The organism is Sinorhizobium sp. P24N7 (assembly GCF_042436655.1).
GTDB lineage: Bacteria > Pseudomonadota > Alphaproteobacteria > Rhizobiales > Rhizobiaceae > Sinorhizobium > Sinorhizobium meliloti_A.
The window spans coordinates 35,649-54,903 of the sequence record NZ_JBHMIW010000028.1 but is presented as its reverse complement, the minus strand read 5'-3'; the positions used below and the strand labels follow the sequence as shown (position 1 = coordinate 54,903).

The 19,255-nt window shown below is 58.8% G+C and carries 16 protein-coding genes and 3 pseudogenes; 9 read left to right on the top strand and 10 right to left on the bottom strand.

Annotated elements, in window-relative coordinates; all coding sequences use genetic code 11:
- The first annotated feature begins 251 nt into the window (after positions 1 to 251).
- Positions 252 to 1,278 (top strand): annotated as a pseudogene (locus ACFHWW_RS32650) (IS110 family transposase).
- Between the two features lie 437 nt (positions 1,279 to 1,715).
- Here ACFHWW_RS32650 and ACFHWW_RS32645 read toward each other — a convergent pair.
- Positions 1,716 to 1,813: pseudogene (locus ACFHWW_RS32645) on the bottom strand (type II toxin-antitoxin system ParD family antitoxin); the annotation flags it as partial.
- Between the two features lie 217 nt (positions 1,814 to 2,030).
- Between ACFHWW_RS32645 and ACFHWW_RS32640 the strand changes: the two are divergent.
- From ACFHWW_RS32640 to ACFHWW_RS32620, 5 genes are all read left to right on the top strand, one after another.
- Positions 2,031 to 2,498 carry a VOC family protein gene (locus ACFHWW_RS32640; RefSeq protein WP_379943454.1) on the top strand — a complete coding sequence of 156 codons (468 nt, stop codon included), beginning with the start codon at positions 2,031 to 2,033 and terminating at the stop codon, positions 2,496 to 2,498.
- Between the two features lie 378 nt (positions 2,499 to 2,876).
- Entirely contained in the window at positions 2,877 to 4,445 is a 1,569-nt protein-coding gene (locus tag ACFHWW_RS32635) for an MBOAT family O-acyltransferase (RefSeq protein WP_379943452.1), read from the top strand.
- A 3-nt stretch (positions 4,446 to 4,448) separates the two neighbouring features.
- Positions 4,449 to 5,678, top strand: coding sequence for a TonB-dependent receptor (locus ACFHWW_RS32630; protein ID WP_379943450.1), 1,230 nt, complete (start codon positions 4,449 to 4,451; stop codon positions 5,676 to 5,678).
- A gap of 58 nt (positions 5,679 to 5,736) precedes the next feature.
- Positions 5,737 to 5,988 carry an acyl carrier protein gene (locus ACFHWW_RS32625; RefSeq protein ID WP_003533148.1) on the top strand — a complete coding sequence of 84 codons (252 nt, stop codon included), beginning with the start codon at positions 5,737 to 5,739 and terminating at the stop codon, positions 5,986 to 5,988.
- Positions 5,989 to 6,023: 35 nt separating this feature from the next.
- Entirely contained in the window at positions 6,024 to 7,910 is a 1,887-nt protein-coding gene (locus tag ACFHWW_RS32620; protein ID WP_379943447.1) for an HAD-IIIC family phosphatase, read from the top strand.
- A gap of 27 nt (positions 7,911 to 7,937) precedes the next feature.
- Here ACFHWW_RS32620 and ACFHWW_RS32615 read toward each other — a convergent pair whose 3' ends face one another.
- Positions 7,938 to 8,261 (bottom strand): transposase, encoded by a 324-nt coding sequence (locus tag ACFHWW_RS32615; RefSeq protein ID WP_379943445.1) that lies wholly within the window; start codon positions 8,259 to 8,261, stop codon positions 7,938 to 7,940.
- A gap of 85 nt (positions 8,262 to 8,346) precedes the next feature.
- Positions 8,347 to 8,730 (bottom strand): IS66 family insertion sequence element accessory protein TnpB, encoded by a 384-nt coding sequence (gene tnpB / locus ACFHWW_RS32610; RefSeq protein ID WP_379943443.1) that lies wholly within the window; start codon positions 8,728 to 8,730, stop codon positions 8,347 to 8,349.
- A 707-nt stretch (positions 8,731 to 9,437) separates the two neighbouring features.
- On the opposite strand from tnpB, the gene ACFHWW_RS32605 reads away from it, so the two are divergent.
- Positions 9,438 to 10,352, top strand: a complete 915-nt coding sequence (locus ACFHWW_RS32605) for a DUF6929 family protein (RefSeq protein ID WP_379943441.1) — start codon at positions 9,438 to 9,440, stop codon at positions 10,350 to 10,352.
- Positions 10,353 to 10,808: 456 nt separating this feature from the next.
- Here ACFHWW_RS32605 and ACFHWW_RS32600 read toward each other — a convergent pair whose 3' ends face one another.
- Positions 10,809 to 11,294 carry a BA14K family protein gene (locus ACFHWW_RS32600; protein WP_379943439.1) on the bottom strand — a complete coding sequence of 162 codons (486 nt, stop codon included), beginning with the start codon at positions 11,292 to 11,294 and terminating at the stop codon, positions 10,809 to 10,811.
- Positions 11,295 to 11,882: 588 nt separating this feature from the next.
- Between ACFHWW_RS32600 and ACFHWW_RS32595 the strand changes: the two genes are divergently transcribed.
- Positions 11,883 to 13,970, top strand: coding sequence for a PBP1A family penicillin-binding protein (locus ACFHWW_RS32595; protein WP_379943437.1), 2,088 nt, complete (start codon positions 11,883 to 11,885; stop codon positions 13,968 to 13,970).
- Positions 13,971 to 14,003: 33 nt separating this feature from the next.
- Positions 14,004 to 14,192: pseudogene (locus ACFHWW_RS32590) on the top strand (beta-propeller fold lactonase family protein); the annotation flags it as partial.
- Positions 14,193 to 14,230: 38 nt separating this feature from the next.
- On the opposite strand, the gene ACFHWW_RS32585 reads toward ACFHWW_RS32590, so the two are convergent.
- The 6 genes from ACFHWW_RS32585 to ACFHWW_RS32560 all read right to left on the bottom strand — a co-directional run bounded on the left by ACFHWW_RS32585 (position 14,231) and on the right by ACFHWW_RS32560 (position 19,253).
- A complete protein-coding gene (locus ACFHWW_RS32585; protein ID WP_379943435.1) occupies positions 14,231 to 14,974 on the bottom strand; it encodes an amino acid ABC transporter ATP-binding protein in 744 nt (247 codons plus the stop codon).
- Positions 14,971 to 15,945 carry an amino acid ABC transporter permease gene (locus tag ACFHWW_RS32580; RefSeq protein ID WP_379943433.1) on the bottom strand — a complete coding sequence of 325 codons (975 nt, stop codon included), beginning with the start codon at positions 15,943 to 15,945 and terminating at the stop codon, positions 14,971 to 14,973. The genes ACFHWW_RS32585 and ACFHWW_RS32580 overlap by 4 nt, the downstream gene beginning before the upstream one ends.
- A gap of 57 nt (positions 15,946 to 16,002) precedes the next feature.
- Positions 16,003 to 16,836: a transporter substrate-binding domain-containing protein gene (locus ACFHWW_RS32575; RefSeq protein WP_379943431.1), complete on the bottom strand. Its 834-nt coding sequence runs from the start codon at positions 16,834 to 16,836 to the stop codon at positions 16,003 to 16,005.
- A gap of 147 nt (positions 16,837 to 16,983) precedes the next feature.
- Positions 16,984 to 17,373, bottom strand: coding sequence for a carboxymuconolactone decarboxylase family protein (locus ACFHWW_RS32570; RefSeq protein ID WP_379943429.1), 390 nt, complete (start codon positions 17,371 to 17,373; stop codon positions 16,984 to 16,986).
- The gene (locus ACFHWW_RS32565; RefSeq protein WP_379943427.1) at positions 17,366 to 18,175 is read right to left on the bottom strand and encodes an alpha/beta fold hydrolase; all 810 of its coding nucleotides are present in this window, start codon (positions 18,173 to 18,175) and stop codon (positions 17,366 to 17,368) included. Before ACFHWW_RS32565 ends, ACFHWW_RS32570 begins: the two co-directional genes overlap by 8 nt.
- A gap of 1 nt (position 18,176) precedes the next feature.
- Positions 18,177 to 19,253, bottom strand: coding sequence for an LLM class flavin-dependent oxidoreductase (locus tag ACFHWW_RS32560; RefSeq protein ID WP_379943425.1), 1,077 nt, complete (start codon positions 19,251 to 19,253; stop codon positions 18,177 to 18,179).
- Between the last annotated feature and the right edge of the window lie 2 nt (positions 19,254 to 19,255).

Here is a 19,255-nt window from a genome sequence, read left to right as displayed (position 1 = left end):
CCCTCGCCCAGCCGTCGCCAGGGCCATGGCAAGTGAAATGAGCGTACCAGGCGCAGACGCTTCAGCGTCGAAGCCAGTTCGCGCGCAACTTGACCGGGTAACAGGGCAGCCGCAGGAGGCTTAGCATAGATGAGGTAATCGGCTTCGTGCCCCACCTTCGCCGACCGGAAGGGAGGTGCTGCGCTCCAAGCTGATGATAGAACGTGGTCTGTGTGAAACAGCCACAAGCATCAGAAAGAGGAAGCGCAGCCATGAAACATTACGCCGGCCTCGACGTCTCTGTCAAAGAAACCAGCGTTTGTATTGCCGATGCGAGCGGCGAGATCTGCTGGGAGAAAAAGGTAGTGTCTCACCCGGAGGACTTGGTTGCCATTTTGAGTGATCCCGCGCTCAACTCGGAACGGGTGGGCTCGAGGCCGGGCCAATGTCGCAATGGCTGTTCGAAGGACTGGCCAAGGCCGGGCTTCCGGTATTCTGCATCGAGACGCGCCACACGGAGGCCCTCCTGAAGGCTTCGCAAACGAACAAGAGTGACCGCAACGACGCGCGCGGCATTGCGCAGATGATGCGGGTCGGTCTTTTCAAGAACGTGCACGTGAAGACGCTCACCAGCCAGAAACGCCGTGCTCTGTTGACGGCTCGCTCGCTGTTACAGGAACAAGCGATCGCGCTTGAGAACGATATGCGCGGGCTGCTGCGCAAATTCGGGCTTAAGGTCGGCGTAGTCTGCCGGGGTACCTTTGAGGCGAAGATACGCGAACTCATTGAGGCGGACCCCGACCTGGCGGACATCATGGAGCCGTTGCTCGCTGGACGGCGTAAGCTGCGCGAAGAATTCGCCAAATCCACGAGGCGAAGCGTGATCAAGTTTGCAAGCGGTTGATGACGGTGCCCGGGGTCGGGCCGGTTGTCTCGCTCGCCTATGTTTCGACGATCGACATTCCCAGCCGATTCCGCCATTCGCGGGCGGTGGGAGCCGTCCTAGGGCTCACCCCGGTGCTCAACCAGTCCGGCGAAAGCAAACGGATCGGCCATATCTCGCTATGCGGGGATGCGATGATGCGATCGCTTCTCTATGAGGCGGCGCAGACGATGCTGACACGTTTGGTGAAATGGTGCTGGCTTAAAGCATGGGCAATGAACATTGCCAGGCGGCATGGCAGAAAAAAAGCCAACGTTGCATTGGCGCGCAGGCTTGCGGTGGTGATGCATCGAATGTGGGTAGACGGCACAGAATTCCGGTGGACGCGGAAGGCGGCCGGCCCCATGCCCGTGTAAGAAAGTTGGGTCTCATGAAATCAGGGAAAGCATATTCAAAGTTCCGCCTCGCGGCGGAAGACGTCCTTCGCGGACGATGGTGATGTGAGTTCGTGCGCGGCGCTTATACCGATGATAATACGTCACCAGGATGCAGCATAGATTGGACCACAGCATCTACTGAACCCCATGGTGGGAGGGCTAAGGCCGATCCCGGAGAGAAGCGTGGGCCGCGGAGAAACGTTGAATGCCGCACCAAGTGGTAAGCTCGAAAAGCGCTTGACCTCGACCCGCCGATTAGAGAAGCGCCGCCCGAAAGGCGGAAGCCGGTACCGACTGCGCCCGGCAAGTTGCTCCCTCTCTCCGAGTTCATTGACTGGCCTTTGCGTTCAGTAAGGGCGCTGCCTGAGATACCCATGAACAGGGCGTGAACATCGCGCCAGCTCCAGGCCCTGCTAAAGTACGGAACTCATGCTGGAATACCGGCGCTCTCGACCAGCGAACGGGCAAACGCATCCTGCTGGTCGGTCAGCGAAATCGCCGATTTGACACTCATCGGTGTATCTCCTTTTTTTGAGCCAAATTTGCTACCCTGGGCAGCTCGATTTCATCAATGAGGTACTACTCAACAAACGCAGCGGCGTTTGCCGCTCCTGCCTCCGCTACCGAACCCTGCGGAGGCTTCCGCATGAAATTGCTCGCATAGCTGCGCCGGGTCGGCTAACGTTTCGTGCAAATGATTAAGCCATTAAACCCAAGCAGGGCCTCCGGCTATGGCAGATATCACTTTCGATCCCCATAAAGTGTTTCACTACGGGTTCGTCGTGCCGAACATGGATCGCGCGCTGAAAACGTGGACGCAGCAGGGAGCCAAGCTGGTTGTGCCGCCTGCAATTGATCCGGTCCAGAATGTGTCCTGCGCGCTCCTAATTTATCTCGGCAGTGTTCCGATTGAATTGGTGGCTCCGTTGCGTGACGGGCCGAATCCCGTCGCGAGTCGGCTGGCCAAGGGCGGCGGCCTCGATCACGTCTGCCTGTTCTCAGACAGTCTGGAGCAAGACGTTGCGAAACTCAAGGCAGATGGCGGGATGGTGGTGGTTGCCCCCTGCTATGGCGCGGTTTTCAAGAGGCGTCTTGCTTTCGTAGTCACTCGGGCGGGCTTGGTTGTCGAGCTCATGACAAGGGCGACCGTGGAGGGTGCCGAGGGAGATCCGCTCGCACAGCTCAACGGCCCCGCGTGAAAAGAGCACCGGCTACAGGAGAGCGGTACCGACGCATTTTTGTCAACACGCCGCAGGTTTTAATTTTGATTTTAAATCGCAGTCACATAGGCCGAAGGCATTACTATCCTATTTACATCCCGTTAAATGCGTGCTTTTTTACCCCTGAATTTAACGGCGATAGAAAACTCTGCCGAAATCCCCGTGTTTCGTTGCGAAACCTATAGTTGTCTCTTTATTGTTCGGCGGCCTCGTAAGGCTGTCAAAAATTTATTGCTATTCAGGCTCCCTAGCGAGCTGCGTTGGTAGCGCAAGACAAAGACAAATTACATCATATGTAAGATTCGCAGCCTGAGATAAGTGGCTCGGAGCAAATTTGTTATTCTGGTTGGGTTTGATATGATCTTTATCGATCCACTCTTCCTGTTTCTCTTTCTGCCGGTTACACTTATTGCGTTTTATCTTGCGCTTTTGACGCGAGGCAGGAATGAAGCACTACTCGTCATCTTTACGGCGTCAATTATTTTTTATGCTCCTTACGGCCTATCGTCGGTATTTCTGCTGCTGATTGCCCTGCTTGTCAATTTCGGAGTCTCCAACGCACTTCTTGCTATGGACGACAGTAATCCACATCGAAGAGTGTTGTATGGATGCGGTCAAGGATACAACATAGCCTCTCTGTGCTACTTCAAATACAAGATCGTTACAGTTCTTCTTGGCGAAAATAATGACTTCCTGACCGATATTGCCGGCGTGGCGATACCGGCTGGTATTTCGTTCTACACGTTCCACCAGGCGGCCTTTCTGGCGGATGCCTATGTTCGCGAAAAGAGCGTGGTCGAATTTTTCGAAGGGACTCGTTCGTTGAGGTCCGGTTTTTGGGCGTTTTGCCGTTATGGCGCTTTCGTCAGCTTCTTTCCGCAGTTGATCATCGGCCCAATTACCTATCTGCACGAATTCCATCCCCAGGTAAAATCCAGAAAGTTCATCAGTTTTGACCCCATCAATATCGCCGTGGGACTCGCCTTTATCTCGATCGGCATGTTCAAGAAGGTAGTCATCGCCGACAATATTGCCCCAACCGTTGATCTTGTCTTTGGCGCTGCCGGCGCCGGAGCGGTGATGGATCCCGCACATGCCTGGATCGGCGCTCTCTCCTACATGGCGCAACTCTATTTTGACTTTTCAGGCTATTCCGACATGGCGCTCGGCCTCGCGCGCATGTTTGGTCTGCGATACCCGCTCAACTTCTATTCGCCGTTCAAAGCTATTGGTATCCTCGATTACTACCGGCGCTGGAACATGACGCTGACGCGCGTGATCGCGCGCTTCCTATATACGCCGCTTTCGATCGCGGGGACGCGCTACTGCGCGGTGCATCGCCTTTCGCCGCTGCCGACACACATCCTCGGCCTCTGGCTGCCGATGCTAATCAACTTTCAGGTTCTCAGCCTATGGCATGGCGCCGCCTGGACCTTCGTGGCCTTCGGCCTGATGCAAGGTGTTTGGTCTGCGGCCGAGGCCCAGATAAGGGGCAGTAAGAAATACAAGCGCATGTGCAAGGCTACATCGCCGTTCTTCCGATTGCTTGTGGAACGGGCCATATTTTTTATGCTGATCTGCCTCAGCCTGGCGATGTTCCGCTCCGAAAGCGTTGGCGCTGCGTTTCATCTTTATGCGCAGATGTTCGGCGCATCACTCGATGCCCCATCGGCCTTCGAAATGCGTGAGCCCGTGCTCATGCTGTTCTGTGCATTTTCAATCATCTATCTACTGCCAAACGGCGTGGAACTGATGCGCCGTTATCGCCCGGCCTTGATGACCTATGAAAACGAGAGCTACGGCTTCGCGTTCCTGCGCAGCATCTGGCGACCTTCCTGGGGTTGGGCTGCTTTTGCCGCTGTCCTCACCATTTCGTCGCTGCACTATGTCTCGCGGCAGCCGCCTTTCCTCTATCAGGGATTTTAAGCCATGATCGGAAGGATGCTTGTCGTGTCGACAAATCCAGATTTACCGTCGGCCGCAGATGGGTGGATCGGAGCGGAGCATGTGCATGGACGGAGCGGCACGCTGCGCAAGAAACCGAGCTTCTCGCCACGCTGGCGCGCCGCCCTTCCAATGATCGTGACCTTTTTTCTTGTCTGGCTGGGGTATCTTTCGATCGTAACGATCGTCATTGCGACGGATCCATACGACATCTACCGCTGGGGAGCGAGGCTCAAACTGACGCGCAACGACGTCCCGCGCGATATCGTCGTGCGGTGGGTAGACGTCGTCTCGAAGCAATCGGGGCTCAACACGTTTCTTGTCGGCGGCTCGACCACGGCCATGTATTCCCCCGATGACATATCAGCAGCGCTGGGCGGAAATGTCGTAGCCTACAATCTCAGCTATGGCGGGCCGCGCCCGATGGACAGGGACATCGTTCTCGATCAACTCGCCATCAACGCGCAAGCCAAACGGATCATCATCACGTTCGACTGGATGTACATTCTCGACCCGGAAAAGATGCGCCAGGGTTTTCCAGAGTATCTCTATGACGAGGAAATCAGCGACGACATCCGAATGGTCGACCTGAAATCCTTGCGGCGTACATGGAAGGTCCTGTTGGGTGAAACGAGCTACGAAGCGCAAGACGACGCAGGATATGCCAAGTTCACAGAGAAGCAATACCGCTCCTTTCAGATGCCCGCCAAAATGGCTGAACTGCACGCCCTCGTCGAAGAGTATCGGTCGGTTGTTGACGCCCCGAGCGGCAGGACATGTGCGAGCTTCAATGCCGTGAATGAGCAGCTCGTGCCGAGAATTCGGAAATTTGTCGAGAAGGGCGTACAGGTCGATGTCATCATACCCATCCTCTCCTACGCCAATTACTATTTTCGCATGAGCGACATAAGCGCGACGTTGCTGGACGAGGTTCTGCTGTCGCGCCGGTGCTTTGTCAAGTCGATAGACACCCTGCCCAATGTGCGCGTGTTTGCATGGGATGATGACCCGAGGATCGCCGGTGACCTCGGCAACTTTCGTGATCCTGGGCACGTCTATAACCAGGGGCTACTCAGGCGAACGCTTGCGTCACTTTCGACGGGCGAAAACAGGCTTACGGCGGCGGACGTCGAGGCCTATGAGCGCCGTATCCGGACCGAGGTGAAGAGTTATCGGCTTCGAAACAGTTATCTCGAACGAACTACAAGGAAATGAATCGCGCACCGCATAGGGCTGTCGACGGCCTTACTGCCGCCAAATCAAGGTTGCACCAATGTCTGACCATCAACTTTATCTATCCCAAGTCGCAGACGTGATCCGTGAGCTGTTCGATGAATACGACGGCCCGATTACCCTGGAGACTACGGCCCGCGACGTTCCGCAATGGGACAGCCTGTCCAATGTCCGACTGATGGTTCTGATCGAGCAGGAGCTCGCAGTCCGCTTCAGCACGGCGGAGGTGCAAGGTTTCAAGAACCTCGGCAGCCTTATCGATGCCGTAGTCAAGCGCAAGCAGAACCAATAGATCATCAGCACCCCCGCGCGCGGAGGCACATCCTTATGAACACCATGTTTTCGTGGAGACCGCCGCTTGAGGAGAACTGGGCCGCGCGCGTGGCTGAGCTCGAGGCGATTGCGGCCGGTGGCGAAATGCCCGACTACGCCGCCACCAGATCGGTTGCAAACCAGCAGTTGGGCCCACGCCAACAGCTCAGGATCGAGCGCCTTGCCAAGCGCCTGGGAAGAATTAAGGGAAAAGGCTTCACCCCCATCGAGCTCGGCCTCCTCGGAAATCGCACGCTGAGCTATCTATGCGATCCCTTGGGTGCGGCAGGTTTGGCGCGCGGTCTCCTCGTCTCGGCGCACGAAGCGCCGTATGACGCGGTAGCTAGCTTCGCATTCTCCGCCAAAAATTGTTTCGAGCGGGGACTCGATGCCGTGCTTGCCGTTCTCGATGAGAGCGCCCTCCAAGGAGAACGGCCACTGCTGGACAGGGCTGCCGAGGATGAGGCTGTGCACGAGGTCGAAAGGATCGCTTCCGCGATCGCCGAGGCGGCGCGATCAAAGACCGGATGCCCGGCAATCATTGCGACGCTGCCGCCATGCATACAACTGACCTCCGCAGACATCGCAACGCCAGGTTCGATCGCCCGGTTCCGACTGCGGGTCAACATAATGCTTGGCGATGGCGCTACTGAGGGACGGTGGCTGATGTGGGATCAAGCCGCCCTTGCTTCACGGATCGGCATTGATCGTTGGTTCGACCCGATCGCCTATCACTCAGCGAAGGTGCCCTTCAATGTTGAACTCTGCCCCCTGGCGGCCGACAACATTGCTTCTCTCCTCGCGGCCATGACCGGCAAGAGCGCCCGCGCCCTCGTGCTCGATCTCGACAATACGCTTTGGGGCGGCGTCATTGGCGACGACGGTCTTGCTGGTATCCGGATCGGCCAGAATTCGGCAGAGGGAGAGGCCTTCCTCGGATTTCAAGATTTCGTTCTGAGGCTCCGGGAACGCGGCGTAGTCCTCGCCGTCTGTTCGAAGAATAGCGATGCTGTTGCGCGTGAGCCGTTCCGGCGGCATCCTGATATGCTATTAAAAGAAGAGCACATTGCCGTCTTTCAGGCCAATTGGGACGACAAGGCCACCAATATTCGTGCGATCGCCGAAAAACTCGGTCTGGGTCATGAGTCACTTGCCTATGTTGACGACAATCCTGCCGAACGCGAACGCGTCCGACGGGAGCTTCCGCTCGTTTCCACAGTTGAGGTAGGCGAGGATCCGTCCTTCTTCATCGATCGCGTCGCGGAGTCAGGCCTTTTCGACCATCTGCCGCTGAACTCCGACGATCTGGCGCGGGCAAACAGCTACGGGGGGCGTGCGGCAGTTGCGGAGATCCGCGAGCGGGTAGGCAATTATGAGGAGTATCTGAAGTCCCTAGAGATGCGGATGACCATCTCACCCTTCGACGAGATAGGTCGTCCGCGCATCGTTCAACTCATCAACAAGTCTAACCAGTTCAACCTCACCACCCGCCGATACAACAACGAAGACGTTCGGCGCATGCAGGAAGACCCAAACTTTATCGGATGGCAGATAAGGCTCGACGATAAGTTTGCGCAGCACGGCACGATCGGGGTCGTCATTGTCCTCAAGAAGGGGGCCGAATGGGAGATCGACACCTGGCTGCAATCGTGCCGCGTCCTTGAGCGGGGCGTTGAACAGTGCTTGATGAACAGCCTGATCGAGCAGGCTGCGTCAGCCGGTGTGGTCACCATTCGAGGGCGCTATATACCAACAGAGCGCAACGCACTGGTATCGGATTTCTATCCGCGGCTTGGCTTCGGCCTCGCGGGGACGAATGGCAACGGGTCACTGGATTTCGTGTGTGCCATATCGCAGTATGAACCCCGTCCCGTATCCATGAATATCACGTTGCGTGTTTAGCTGTCAGCCACTTCCTTGGCGGCCTGCTCAAGCAATGACACCGCCAGCACCATGTTGGCGGTTCTCTGGCTTGCGCTGGAGAGCCGCGCGATGGTCTGCCTGCCCGAACTGCGGCGGGACTGTCTTCGTCTTTGCGGCAATGGCGGGCGGCGTGACCGATGAACGGTCCTGTGTCTGTTCGATGTCCGCCTGCGCCTCGCCTTCCTCCAGGTCGGTGATCGTCAATTCGAGTTGCTCGATCAGACGATCGAGTTTCTCTGATGAGCGACCAAAACGGGCCTGCTTTAAGGTCGCAAGCTGGGCCTTCAGCTTCTCGATATAGAGGTTCTTGGCATAAAGCTCCGCCTGCAACTACGCGGTCAAGCACGCAATTCCTCCAGTTCGGCAAGCGGATCGGAAGCAACAAGAGACATCCGTCTCTGTAGCACAAGAGGTTTTATCCCGCTACGGTTTTCAGTCGCAAAAACAATGCGTTAATACGCCATCGCCAGCTTCGGCAGAGGGTCAGGCATCCGCGTTCGCCGCCAGTCCATCCCTTCCACGAGGAGAGCAAGTTGGGCTGCAGAACACCATCGACGATCGACGGCCAGACGAACTTGCCAGGCTCCAGTCGCTTGGCAAAAAGGCACATCCCGGTTCCGTCCCAATAAAGAGCTTTCAAATAGCCGCCTCTTTTCCCCCGAAAGAGGAAGAGATGGCCACTATAGGGATCGACATTCAACGTGTTGACGACCTCCGCCGACAGACCATCGAATCCACGGCGCATATCGACCGGCCGGCAGGCCAGGTACACTTTCGTCCCCGCGGCAATCTGGATCACGACGCCTCACTCAGTGCCGCAAGAACACGCCGCAAAGCCTTCGCGTTGACGAAGGCGTCAACGCGAACGCGAACACCATTAGCAAGATCGATTTCGATAACGCCGGGGCGCTCGTCCAATGTCGGCCCTTTGGCCGGCAACACCGATTTGGGCCCACCGAACTCGCCACCGGAGGAGCCGCCGCAGAGGGGGCGACCGGTATCGTCATCGCAGGCCCTTCGTCATCGCCTCGTCCAAACACACCGATCGGAATGAAGACCAAGGCGGGTTGCGGCAGAAGCACAAGGGAATCCGGCCTGTGACCGAGCTGTCCGACCTCGGCTGCCCGTATCCAGCGGAAAAGCAGGTTGCTGTTGACCCGCGCCGGCGCGCCACCTCCGCTACCGAGTTGCCGGGAAGCTGCGCTTCTTCAACAATTCGCCATTTGTCTTCCAGCGACCAGTTTCGTCGACCGCGCTTCGCCGCTTCGCTCATTCCCGACATCAAATACCGCCATAGTGTCCACTTAGCACTTGGTGGACACTATCCCACTCCGCGGCAGTGCCGGTAGGCGGTCATCACGCCACGCTTACATACATTATGCGGTCCGCAACGCACAAAGAGAGAACGTTTCTTGAACCCCTTTTAGCGCGGACGCCAGGAGCTGCTTTTCATCCGCCGGATTTTGCTTCATCAACGAGGACGTCTGACGGAGCGGAGCGACGCCCATGGTCAAACTCGAGAAGTTACGCGACCTCGACATTTACACGTGTGACCATTCACGCCCTTCACACTTGAGCGCCGCAAGCGGACTCGTATGCGTGGGCCCTGCACTCTACGTGATCGCGGATGATGATGTGCACCTTGGCGTCTTTCCTGTCGACCGATTAGGACCAGGGCGCTTAGTTCGGTTATTTGCGGAGATCTTGCCGGAAGGGACTAGCGATAGAAAAGCAACGAAACCTGACTTAGAGGCACTGGCCCGTATCCCTCCGTGCAATGGTTTTGCATTTGGAGCGCTTTTTGCTATCGGCTCAGGTTCGCGGCCCAACCGCAAGAAGGGTGTGGTGCTGGGGTTCGATGCGAAAGGCACGATCACCACTCCCCCCACTAGCGTCGACCTATCGTTCCTACTTGATCCGATCGCGACAGAATTTGGTCAGCTCAACATCGAAGGTCTGGTCATAGCCGCGGATGAGCTTCGTTTGTTTCAACGGGGCAATAGGCGCCACAACGACAATGCCATCATCCGGTACCCGCTGTCCCCGGTCCTGGACGCGCTGGAGAAAGAGTGCGTTGACCCGCTGAAGCCACTCGCTATCGAGCGTTTCGACCTCGGCGCCATCCAGGGCACTCCGTTCGGCTTCACCGATGCCGCCGCGCTGCCCAATGGAGACATGATTTTCAGCGCCGTCGCCGAGAATACAGAGGATGCATATGTCGACGGTCCGTGTCTCGGTGCTGGCCTCGGTATTATTGATGGCCGTGGCAATGTCGCCTCTTTTGATTGCCTCGAATATCCGCACAAGATCGAAGGAATCCACGCGTACGAAAAAGGCGAGGTCCTTGAGCTTCTCCTGGTGACCGATGCCGACAACCCCGATATCGCCGCCGGCCTGTTCTCGGCCCGTATCGTCCGCTAGCGTGCGTCGCCGACACCCCGTGCGGCGGCGTCACCACCTCCGCCAAGCTCCCGCGGGTAGAGTTAAGTAGGTCTGGGGCCTAGCACGAGCGAAGAATCTGAAGCTGAGCGCCGCGCGTGTGTCGTCGAACTGAGGCAGGCGCGCTTTCTCCGCAAGCCAGCGACCACGTGGGTGCGGCGGTGAACGTCACCTCGAGCATCCCCTCGTTCAGTCGCGGAACGGACGAACCGTAGTATGCCATCGCCTCGCACTGTCGCTAATCGCGAATGTCAGCTTGACTGTGGGACTAGGCCGCACGCGATCCGAGACTTTGCGGATGATCGCCGGAAAGCTCCAGCGGTGCGGGAAAATTCGTCTCACCGCGGCCGACATCCCAGAGCTGCACGATGATCCGACGGGGTGTCGGGAGGCACTTAAGCGGTCTGCCTCGTTTGCCGAACCGCAGAGGCGCACTAATCAGTAGTATGGCGACACACATTCCTGGCGTGGCCCGTAATAGGGCTGGAAAGAGTTGTCGTAGACCCGGTACGAGCGATAGCGATCATAGCACCATTCGACATGTGCCGACGGGGCGCTGGAATAATCCCTGCGAGGTGGCGACGCGATCGCGCCACCGATTATTACTCCGGTCCCGAATGCGGCCAGAGGATACCACCACCCGTCACTGTGCCGACGGTACCCGTCGCGACGGTAGCGGTATCCCTCGTAGCCATTGTAGTAGCCGTACCGTGGGCCTGCATTGTAGCGGTTCCCGTTGTAGCGGTAGTCGTTGTAGCCACGCTTGTGCGGCGGCCCACCGTAATGTCCTGGTTTGTGGTGGACCAGTTCGACTGGCTGGGAAGCTGACGTACCCACCGAAATGGGAGACAAAGGCACGGCCTGCGCCGACACCGCCGACAGTGCCGTAGCGGCGGCTGCGAGTACTGCACCTATTCTTTTCATCAAAGTCTCCTACCAAGTGTGTACAGTGACTGCGCTACGTTTTCTAGAGGACGCGATATGCATGCATTGAGCAGCGTTTCATCGTGAACAGAACGAGAGAAACTCAGTTAGTTGCCGTCGATCGTTTGGCCATAGGACCTTCGTCCTACCACCGTCCCTCAAAGGTCCTAGCCGATCGGACCGGCCACCTTTGTCCACAGAACACATTAAAATGGGGTCACGCGACTAACCAACAGACATGGTTTCAACGAAATGTGCAGACAGAAACCCAACCAAAGGCCGGGGCAAGCGTTCTTACCGCACGACTGGAAACCCGACACGGTGCTTTAGGTTCTGAGTGAGTTTGAACGTTAACAAATGCCGCGCCCTCCCAAACTCTCGCTACGAAGTGCCACGGGTTCCGACAACCATGGCAAGCCAGAAGCACCTGCAGAGGGCGTCGAGGTAAGGACAAAGGTATCGGACTGCGGAGAAGAAGCTGGGCCCTCAACCCAAGCTGAACAGACGGAGCTCCCGCCGATACCTTTTAAACGAAGCAGACGCGCAGCTCGCGCACTCCTTCGCGCGCTGGGCCACGATTTGCGGGCAATGTCCACTGCTGCAACCGTCAATGCTCGCGCGGCAGCTTCCTCCTTTACGATGAAGATCCAGGGTTCGGACACGCCAACTCTTTCGTCCCTGGCTCGGAATCTCGGCCGGTCGCTCGCCAACCCTCCCGCAAAGGCAAGACGAGCTATCCGCCGGTTCGGAAAAATTGTTGGAAAGACAAGGCAGCGGGCGTGGCAAAGCGACAGCCGGTGGAAATCGACCGTTCGGCTGACCGCCGTTGGCTGTATTTTGCTTGCCGCAACCGTCCTGGTGTGGGCGCTGAAGGACATTCCCTGGAGCGAAATTCGGGACGGGACGCTAAAGCCTGTCGTAGTGTTGGAGACCGCGGCCGGTGGGCCGCTAGTCAGACAAGGCCCTTTTCAAGGGCCTTATGCGGAGTTTAGCCAATTCCCTCCACAGCTGATCGATGCGGTGCTATCCGTTGAGGACCGGCGGTTCATGGACCACTTCGGGATCGATGTCAGAGGCATCGCAAGAGCGCTCATTCGAAACTTCGACGCCGGGTCAGTGGTAGAGGGAGGCAGCACGATCACCCAGCAGCTCATCAAGCTGCAGTACCTCGACAGTAATCGCACGATAAAGCGAAAGATCCAGGAGTTCGTGATCTCCTTGTGGCTGGAGTGGAAGCTGGGCAAGCAGGAAATTCTGACACGGTATCTCAACAGCGCCTATCTTGGCGCCGGCGCGACGGGCATGCCGGCGGCCGCACGTATCTATTTCAACAAGGACATTGGTGCACTCAACCTTTCGGAATCGGCCCTGCTGGCGGGATTGTTGCGGGCGCCGAGCCAGTGGAACCCGATCGATAATTTTGAAGGTGCCCGACAGCGCACGTCGGTCGTCCTCGATGCCATGGTGGCTAACGGCAAGATCACAGCGCCCCGGGCCGCGCAGCTCAAGGCTGGCTTTGCCACGCTCCACCCGACGACGCCGACACCACGCTCCGGGAGCTGGTTCGCGGACTGGATTTCCCCTAAGGCTGGCGAGATCGCCGGCGCGTCGCCGGGCTCGACGACGGTCCGCACGACGCTAGACCCACGGCTACAAAGGATTGCCGAAAAGGTCACTAGGAACGCCATAGACACCGAGGGAAAAGTCGTCGGAGCATCCCAGGTGGCATTGGTCGCGATGACGTCGGATGGGGCGGTTGTCGCCATGGTCGGCGGTCGCGACTATAAAAAGAGCCAATTCAACCGCGCAGTCACCGCGAAGCGGCAGCCGGGCTCTACCTTCAAACTGTTCGTTTACTATGCGGCCCTTAAAGCCGGGCTCTCCCTATCTGATCAGGTCCTGGACGCGCCGGTCGACGTCCACGGCTGGTCGCCGGAGAATTCCAGCGGTCGTTATCGCGGCTGGGTCACGCTCGCGGAGGCCTTCGCCCGGTCGCTGAATGCGCCGACCGTAGCTCTCGCCCAAGAGGTCGGCCTCGAAAATGTGATCGCCGCTGCGCGCGAACTCGGAATCGACGCACCGCTTACCGACACCCCATCCTTGGCCCTCGGTACTTCCGAGGTCAGCTTGCTTGACCTGACAAGCGCCTACGCGTCTGTGCATTTGGGCAAGGCGCCCGTCGAGCCTTGGGGGATCGTTGAATTTCGGGCGGCTGGTCAAGCAAAGGCATTTCGGGTCGGCTCGCACTCCCCCCCGAGCGTTGATCTTTCCGCCTATCGGCCAGACCTCCTTGCCCTTCTGCAGCTGGTGGTCCAACGTGGAACGGGACGCGAGGCCAACCCCGGCGTCTTCGCGGCCGGCAAGACCGGTACCAGCCAAAACAATCGCGACGCCTGGTTCGTCGGCTTTACGGAGCCACTCGTTGCAGGGGTCTGGGTCGGCAATGACGATGACACGCCGATGAAGGGCGTCACCGGTGGCGCCTTGCCAGCGCATATCTGGCGGGATTTCATGCGCGAAGCGATGACGGCACCTGCGACAGGAACGCTGGAGGACGAGGCAACCTCACCTCATAGTTGCAACATCACAGCCTGCTCCCGCAGCTATCGTTCCTTCCGGCCATCCGACTGCAGCTATCAGCCTTATTTTGGAGGACGGCGGCTGTGCGAAAAATGATGTACTCAACGCAGATCGCCATTCCGCTTAGATGCCAAAATCCGGACGCTATCTCCAATGGGCCAGACTTCCTGCGGCGGCCGGACATCGCGCAATCTCGTGATTACCTTGCAGGGCAGCCACCTTCTCTGCACCAATCAGGACAGCGACGTCGTGAGCATCTTCACACGCGATTTAGAAACCGGTGCGCTCAGCGATAGCGGCCAGACGATCCGTATCGGCACGCCGATGTACCTCATTTCGCCCGGGCCTGAGGCCGCTCAGTGTTTGAGGATCTGGCTGAGGAACAGCTTGGTCCGCTCGTGCTGCGGATTAGTGAAGAAGTCGTGCGGTTTGCCCTCTTCGACGATCTGGCCTGAGTTCATGAAGACCACCCGGTCGGCGACGGCGCGGGCAAAGCCCATTTCATGGGTCACGCAGACCATCGTCATGCCGTCCTTGGCAAGGCCAGTCATCGTCTCCAGAACTTCCGAAACCATTTCCGGGTCGAGCGCCGAGGTCGGCTCGTCGAAGAGCATCACGGCCGGCTGCATGCAGAGCGAGCGGGCGATGGCGACGCGCTGCTGCTGACCACCCGAAAGCTGGATCGGATACTTGTTGGCCTGTTCGGGAATGCACACGCGCTCCAGGAATTGCAGCGCCGTCTTCCTGGCTTCCGCCTCCGGCACGCCCTTGATCCACATCGGCCCGACCATGCAGTTCATCAGCACCGTCATATGCGGGAAGAGATTGAAGTGCTGGAACACCATGCCGACATTCTTGCGGACCTCGCCGACATCACGCATCTTGTTGTGCAGCTTGATGCCGTTGACTGATATTTCGCCCTCCTGATGCGCTTCCAGCCGATTGAAGCAGCGGATCAGCGTCGACTTGCCGGAGCCCGAGGGGCCGCAGACGACGATGCGCTCGCCCTTGCTGACTGTCAGGTTGATATCCTTCAGCACCTGGAAGGTGCCGTACCACTTGGAAACGTTCTTCGCTTCGATGATCTTGTCGCCGTTCATCGGACTTTGCTCCTGGCGTAATGACGCTCGATGCGGGATTGGATGACCTCCAGGCAGATCGACATGATCCAGTAGAGCATGGCGGCGGAGATCAGCATTTCCATGTGCTGGAAGGTCTTCTGGCCGAGCGTGCGGGCGAGAAACATCAGCTCCCAAACGCCGATGACCGAAACCAGCGAGCTGTCCTTCAGCATGGAGATGAACTGGTTGCCGGTCGGTGGGATGATGACGGGCAGCGCCTGCGGCAGGATGATCTTGCGCATGGTAATGCCGAAGCCGAAGCCGATCGAACGTGACGCCTCCCACTGGCCGCGGTCGATGCTCTGGATGCCCGAGCGGAAGATCTCCGTCATGTAGGCACCGTAGCAAAGTGACAGCGCGAGAATGCCGGCCGGTACCGCATCGATCACAAAACCTAACTGCGGCAGGCCGAGATAGATCAAGTAGACCTGCATCAGGAGCGGCAGGCCCCGGAAGAAGGAGGTGTAGAAGCTGGCGATCGCAAATGCGAAGCCATTGGTCGAGAGCTTGGCGACAGCGCCGAGTATGGCGATCGCCGAGGCGATAATTATCGAGATCGCGGAAACATAGATTGTCGTGACCAGACCCTGTGTGATGAGAAAAGGCAGCTTCTGCTCGATGAAGGGCAGGCTGAGATGGAAGGTCTCGAAGAAGGCCAGGAACAGGATCAGAAGCTCAAGCCAGACGATGGCGATTTGCGCCCTCAATGGCGCAAAACCGATCAACACGACATTCAGCGCAAACATCACGGCAATGACGAGCGCGATGGCGAAGCGTCCGTAGAGACCGCTTGCGGCGGGATCGCCGATGACAGGGCGCATCAGCTCACCCATCGTCGTTCCAGTCAGGTTGAACATCAGGAAAACCGCCAGCACGGCCGCGAACAGCGTCGCGACGAACCAGGGCTTATGTACGAGCACTTCTGACTCGACTGTATCGGGATAAAGCATCTCTTGTCCCTTCCGGCGGAAGGACGGTCCGGTTTCCCGGACCGCCGTCTTCATCGCTTATTTTACAACCGTGTAGTCTACGCCGTACCACTTGACGGAGAGCTTGCTCAGCGTGCCGTCAGCCTGCATCGCCTTCACGGCTTCGGCGATCTTGTCGTTGAATTCCTTGTCGCCATGCTCGATCGCAACGGCGAGCGGCTCGTAGAAGACGGGGTCGCCGAGCTGCTTGATCGGATAGCCGGCCTTCACCGCGTCGAGAATGCTCGGAAGCGATGATACAACGGCATCGAGGCGGGCGCCGTCACCGAGACGCAGATCGTCGAAGGCGGTGGTCGAGTTGGCGTAGGACTTCACTTCCTTCGGCTTGAACTCGTACTTGAAGGGAGGCGCGCCCGCAGCATCGAGCGTCAGGTCGCCCTTAGCATAGGATTCGAAAGTCGAGGTCGCGGTGGTGCCGACCACCTTGCCGTCGAGGTCTGACAACTTGCTTGCCTTGCTGTCCTTGTGAACGGCGACGGCTGCCGGGGTGTAGTAGTAGACGGCCGAAAAGTCGAAGATCTCGGCGCGCTTCTTGGTCGGCGTCATCGAGCCGACATGCATGTCCCAGCGGCCTGCCCAATTGCCGGCGGTGATGATGTCCCAGCCCGGCGTCACGAACTCGACCTTCACGCCGAGACGCTTGCCAATATCCTTGGCGACATCGACGTCGAAACCGTCGAGTTCGTTCTTCTCGTTCATGAAGGATTGTGGCGCCCAGTTGGCGTCGGTCGCGACCTTCAGGTCCTTAGCCGCCATGACGCGGTCGAGGACGGCCCCTGCATTGGCCGGGAGGGCGGCGAACGCAACGGCAAGCGATGCTGCAGCTGCGGAAATCTTTCTCAGTCTGTTCATACGATGGTTCCCTTTATTGTCATTCTTGGTATTCCGGGTGCAGAATTATTCCTGAACCCTGAAGCGATCTTGGGAGTGGAGAGCCCTCTCAGTCTTCCGGCAATGCGAAGCAGCGGCGGGCCGCGCCATTCCTCGGTTCGGTGGAAGTTAGAGCTCCCCTGTCTGCCGCATCTCGTCACGCACGGAGCGGGCAACGCGGAAGGCTTCGACACCGGCCGGAATGCCGCAATAGACGGCGATCTGGACGAGGGCGGCGCGCAGTTCATCCTCGGTCAGACCGTTCCGGATCGCGCCCCGGAAGTGGATGCCGAATTCATGCATGCGGTTCAGCGCCGCCAGCATGCCAAGGTTCAGGAGACTGCGCTGCTTGAGGTCCAGGCCGCCATCGGCCCAGGCGGTGCCCCAGCAATATTCGTTGAGCACATCCTGAAACGGAGCTGAGAAACTGTCGGCGCCGTCCATGGCGCAGTTGACATAATCGTCACCCAGCACCTTGCGGCGAACGGCCTCGCCGCTCCTTCTGAGCGCTTCATCCATTGTTCGCCTCCTCCTTGGTCAGGAAACCGCGCATGAGATCGGCCACCGTCTGCGGCGCCTCGATCAGGATGGAGTGGCGCAGGCCCGGCAGGATTGACAGCGTCGAGCCGGGGATGCGCTCGTGCATGTAGCGGGCCATGCGCGGGTTGGATCCGGCATCGTCTTCTCCCGTCGCAATCAGCGTCGGGCAACGAATCTGGTCGAGGAAGCCGCCAAAGTCGGTTTCCGCCAGCACGCGATAGGCGGCCGCATAGCACTCCGGATCATTCTCGGCATCGCGCTGCCGCAGCCGGTTGATCACGGCGGGGTTCTGCGCCTGGAAATCTTCCGTGAGCCAACGCGACAGCGAGGCGTTGTGGTGGTCGGCGGGTGTTCCCGCCCGCAGCGCCGCGAGCCGTTCGAGAACCCGTGTGCGCTCGTCCGGCGTCCGCCCGGCTACCGTCGAGAGCAGCACCAGCTTGCGCAGCCGCCCGAGACACGTGAGCGCCAACCGCTGAGCGATCAACCCACCGAGCGAGAAGCCGGCGAGATTGAAGGTTGAGAAGCCTGCCTTGTCAGCGAGCGCCAGCGCCTCGTTGACGAAATCGTCGATCTCGTAGCGGCCCTTGACCCGGCTCGAGTGCCCGTGGCCGCGCAGATCGAAGGTTAGGACCGTGAAGCTGTCTTTCAGGCGCTCGACGACGCCTGACCAGGCTTCGAGATAGGAGCCGACGCCGTGGATGCAGACCAGCGGTTCGCCGCTGCCGTCGATTCGGTAGTTGAGCGTCACGTCTCCGACGGTATGGCGCTGTGCCTCTGCCATGTCAGCCTGCCGCCGCCTTTCGCTGCTTGTCCTTTTCGCGCTGCGCGAAGAAGGGCATGATTTCCTTGACGAACAGCTCGATCGTCCGTTTCTGCAGCTCGAAGGGCAGGTTGAAGGTCAGGCCGAGGCAGTACTGATCGACACCGGCCTCTTCATAAACCAGGAGCTTTTCGATCGCCTCATCAGGTGTGCCGAACATTAGGTTCTTGCGGATGTTGTCTGGATTGTAGTTGTCCTTGCCCTTGACCGCTCCATAGGGCACGGCCTCCGGAAACCCTTCGCGGACCGTGCCGATGTTCTGCATCAGGTTTTCGAAGGCGCGGCCATAATCCATGCTGTGCTTGACCGCGAGTTCCCAGCCATCCGCCTTGTCGTAGACGCAGGTGCGGCGCTGCATCATGAAGCGCGGGCGCGGTACTTCGGGATGATCGGCAACGGCCTTGTTGAACTTGTCGGCCAGGACCTGGATCTCGGCTGCCGGCTGCGAAAGCGGCGTGGAGAGGATGCTGGCGCCGTTCGCGATCGCCCAGTCGAAGGAGCCGGGATCGCGAGCCGCGACCCAGATCGGCGGATGCGGCTGCTGCAGCGTCTTCGGCACCGACGTCGCGACAGGGAATTTCCAGTAGCGCCCTTCATGGGCATAGTCACCGGCCCAGAGCTTCTTCACCGCCGGGACGATCTCCTTCATGTAGGCGACACCTTCCTGCTGCGGCATGCCGCCGGCCATCCGGTCGAACTCGTACTGGTAGGAGCCACGGGCGATGCCGAATTCCAGGCGGCCATTGGTCAGGTGATCGCAGAGCGCGGATTCGCCGGCGAGACGGATCGGGCTCCAGTAAGGCGCGACCAGCGTCGAGGTACCCAAGCGGATCTGCTGCGTATGCTGCGCGAGCCAGACGAGCGTTTGGAACGGATTGGGAGAGATCGTGCACTCGATCGTGTGATGCTCCGCCGTCCAGAGCGCCTCGAAGCCGCCCTCGTCGGCCATGCGGGCCAGTTCCAGCAGGTTGCTCTTGACCCTCGACATCGGAACGTCGGGTGAGAAGCGCTCCATGGTCAGCGATACTGCGAATTTCATCT

What these genes read in the sequence shown, in the direction of transcription:
- ACFHWW_RS32570 (WP_379943429.1), bottom strand. Translation starts at nt 17,373, where the DNA reads ATGGATGAAGCGCTCAGAAGGAGCGGCGAGGCCGTTCGCCGCAAGGTG.
- ACFHWW_RS32640 (WP_379943454.1), top strand. Translation starts at nt 2,031, where the DNA reads ATGGCAGATATCACTTTCGATCCCCATAAAGTGTTTCACTACGGGTTC.
- ACFHWW_RS32585 (WP_379943435.1), bottom strand. Translation starts at nt 14,974, where the DNA reads ATGAACGGCGACAAGATCATCGAAGCGAAGAACGTTTCCAAGTGGTAC.
- ACFHWW_RS32605 (WP_379943441.1), top strand. Translation starts at nt 9,438, where the DNA reads ATGGTCAAACTCGAGAAGTTACGCGACCTCGACATTTACACGTGTGAC.
- ACFHWW_RS32630 (WP_379943450.1), top strand. Translation starts at nt 4,449, where the DNA reads ATGATCGGAAGGATGCTTGTCGTGTCGACAAATCCAGATTTACCGTCG.
- ACFHWW_RS32560 (WP_379943425.1), bottom strand. Translation starts at nt 19,253, where the DNA reads ATGAAATTCGCAGTATCGCTGACCATGGAGCGCTTCTCACCCGACGTT.
- ACFHWW_RS32575 (WP_379943431.1), bottom strand. Translation starts at nt 16,836, where the DNA reads ATGAACAGACTGAGAAAGATTTCCGCAGCTGCAGCATCGCTTGCCGTT.
- ACFHWW_RS32635 (WP_379943452.1), top strand. Translation starts at nt 2,877, where the DNA reads ATGATCTTTATCGATCCACTCTTCCTGTTTCTCTTTCTGCCGGTTACA.
- ACFHWW_RS32565 (WP_379943427.1), bottom strand. Translation starts at nt 18,175, where the DNA reads ATGGCAGAGGCACAGCGCCATACCGTCGGAGACGTGACGCTCAACTAC.
- ACFHWW_RS32600 (WP_379943439.1), bottom strand. Translation starts at nt 11,294, where the DNA reads ATGAAAAGAATAGGTGCAGTACTCGCAGCCGCCGCTACGGCACTGTCG.
- ACFHWW_RS32625 (WP_003533148.1), top strand. Translation starts at nt 5,737, where the DNA reads ATGTCTGACCATCAACTTTATCTATCCCAAGTCGCAGACGTGATCCGT.
- ACFHWW_RS32620 (WP_379943447.1), top strand. Translation starts at nt 6,024, where the DNA reads ATGAACACCATGTTTTCGTGGAGACCGCCGCTTGAGGAGAACTGGGCC.
- ACFHWW_RS32595 (WP_379943437.1), top strand. Translation starts at nt 11,883, where the DNA reads ATGTCCACTGCTGCAACCGTCAATGCTCGCGCGGCAGCTTCCTCCTTT.
- ACFHWW_RS32580 (WP_379943433.1), bottom strand. Translation starts at nt 15,945, where the DNA reads ATGCTTTATCCCGATACAGTCGAGTCAGAAGTGCTCGTACATAAGCCC.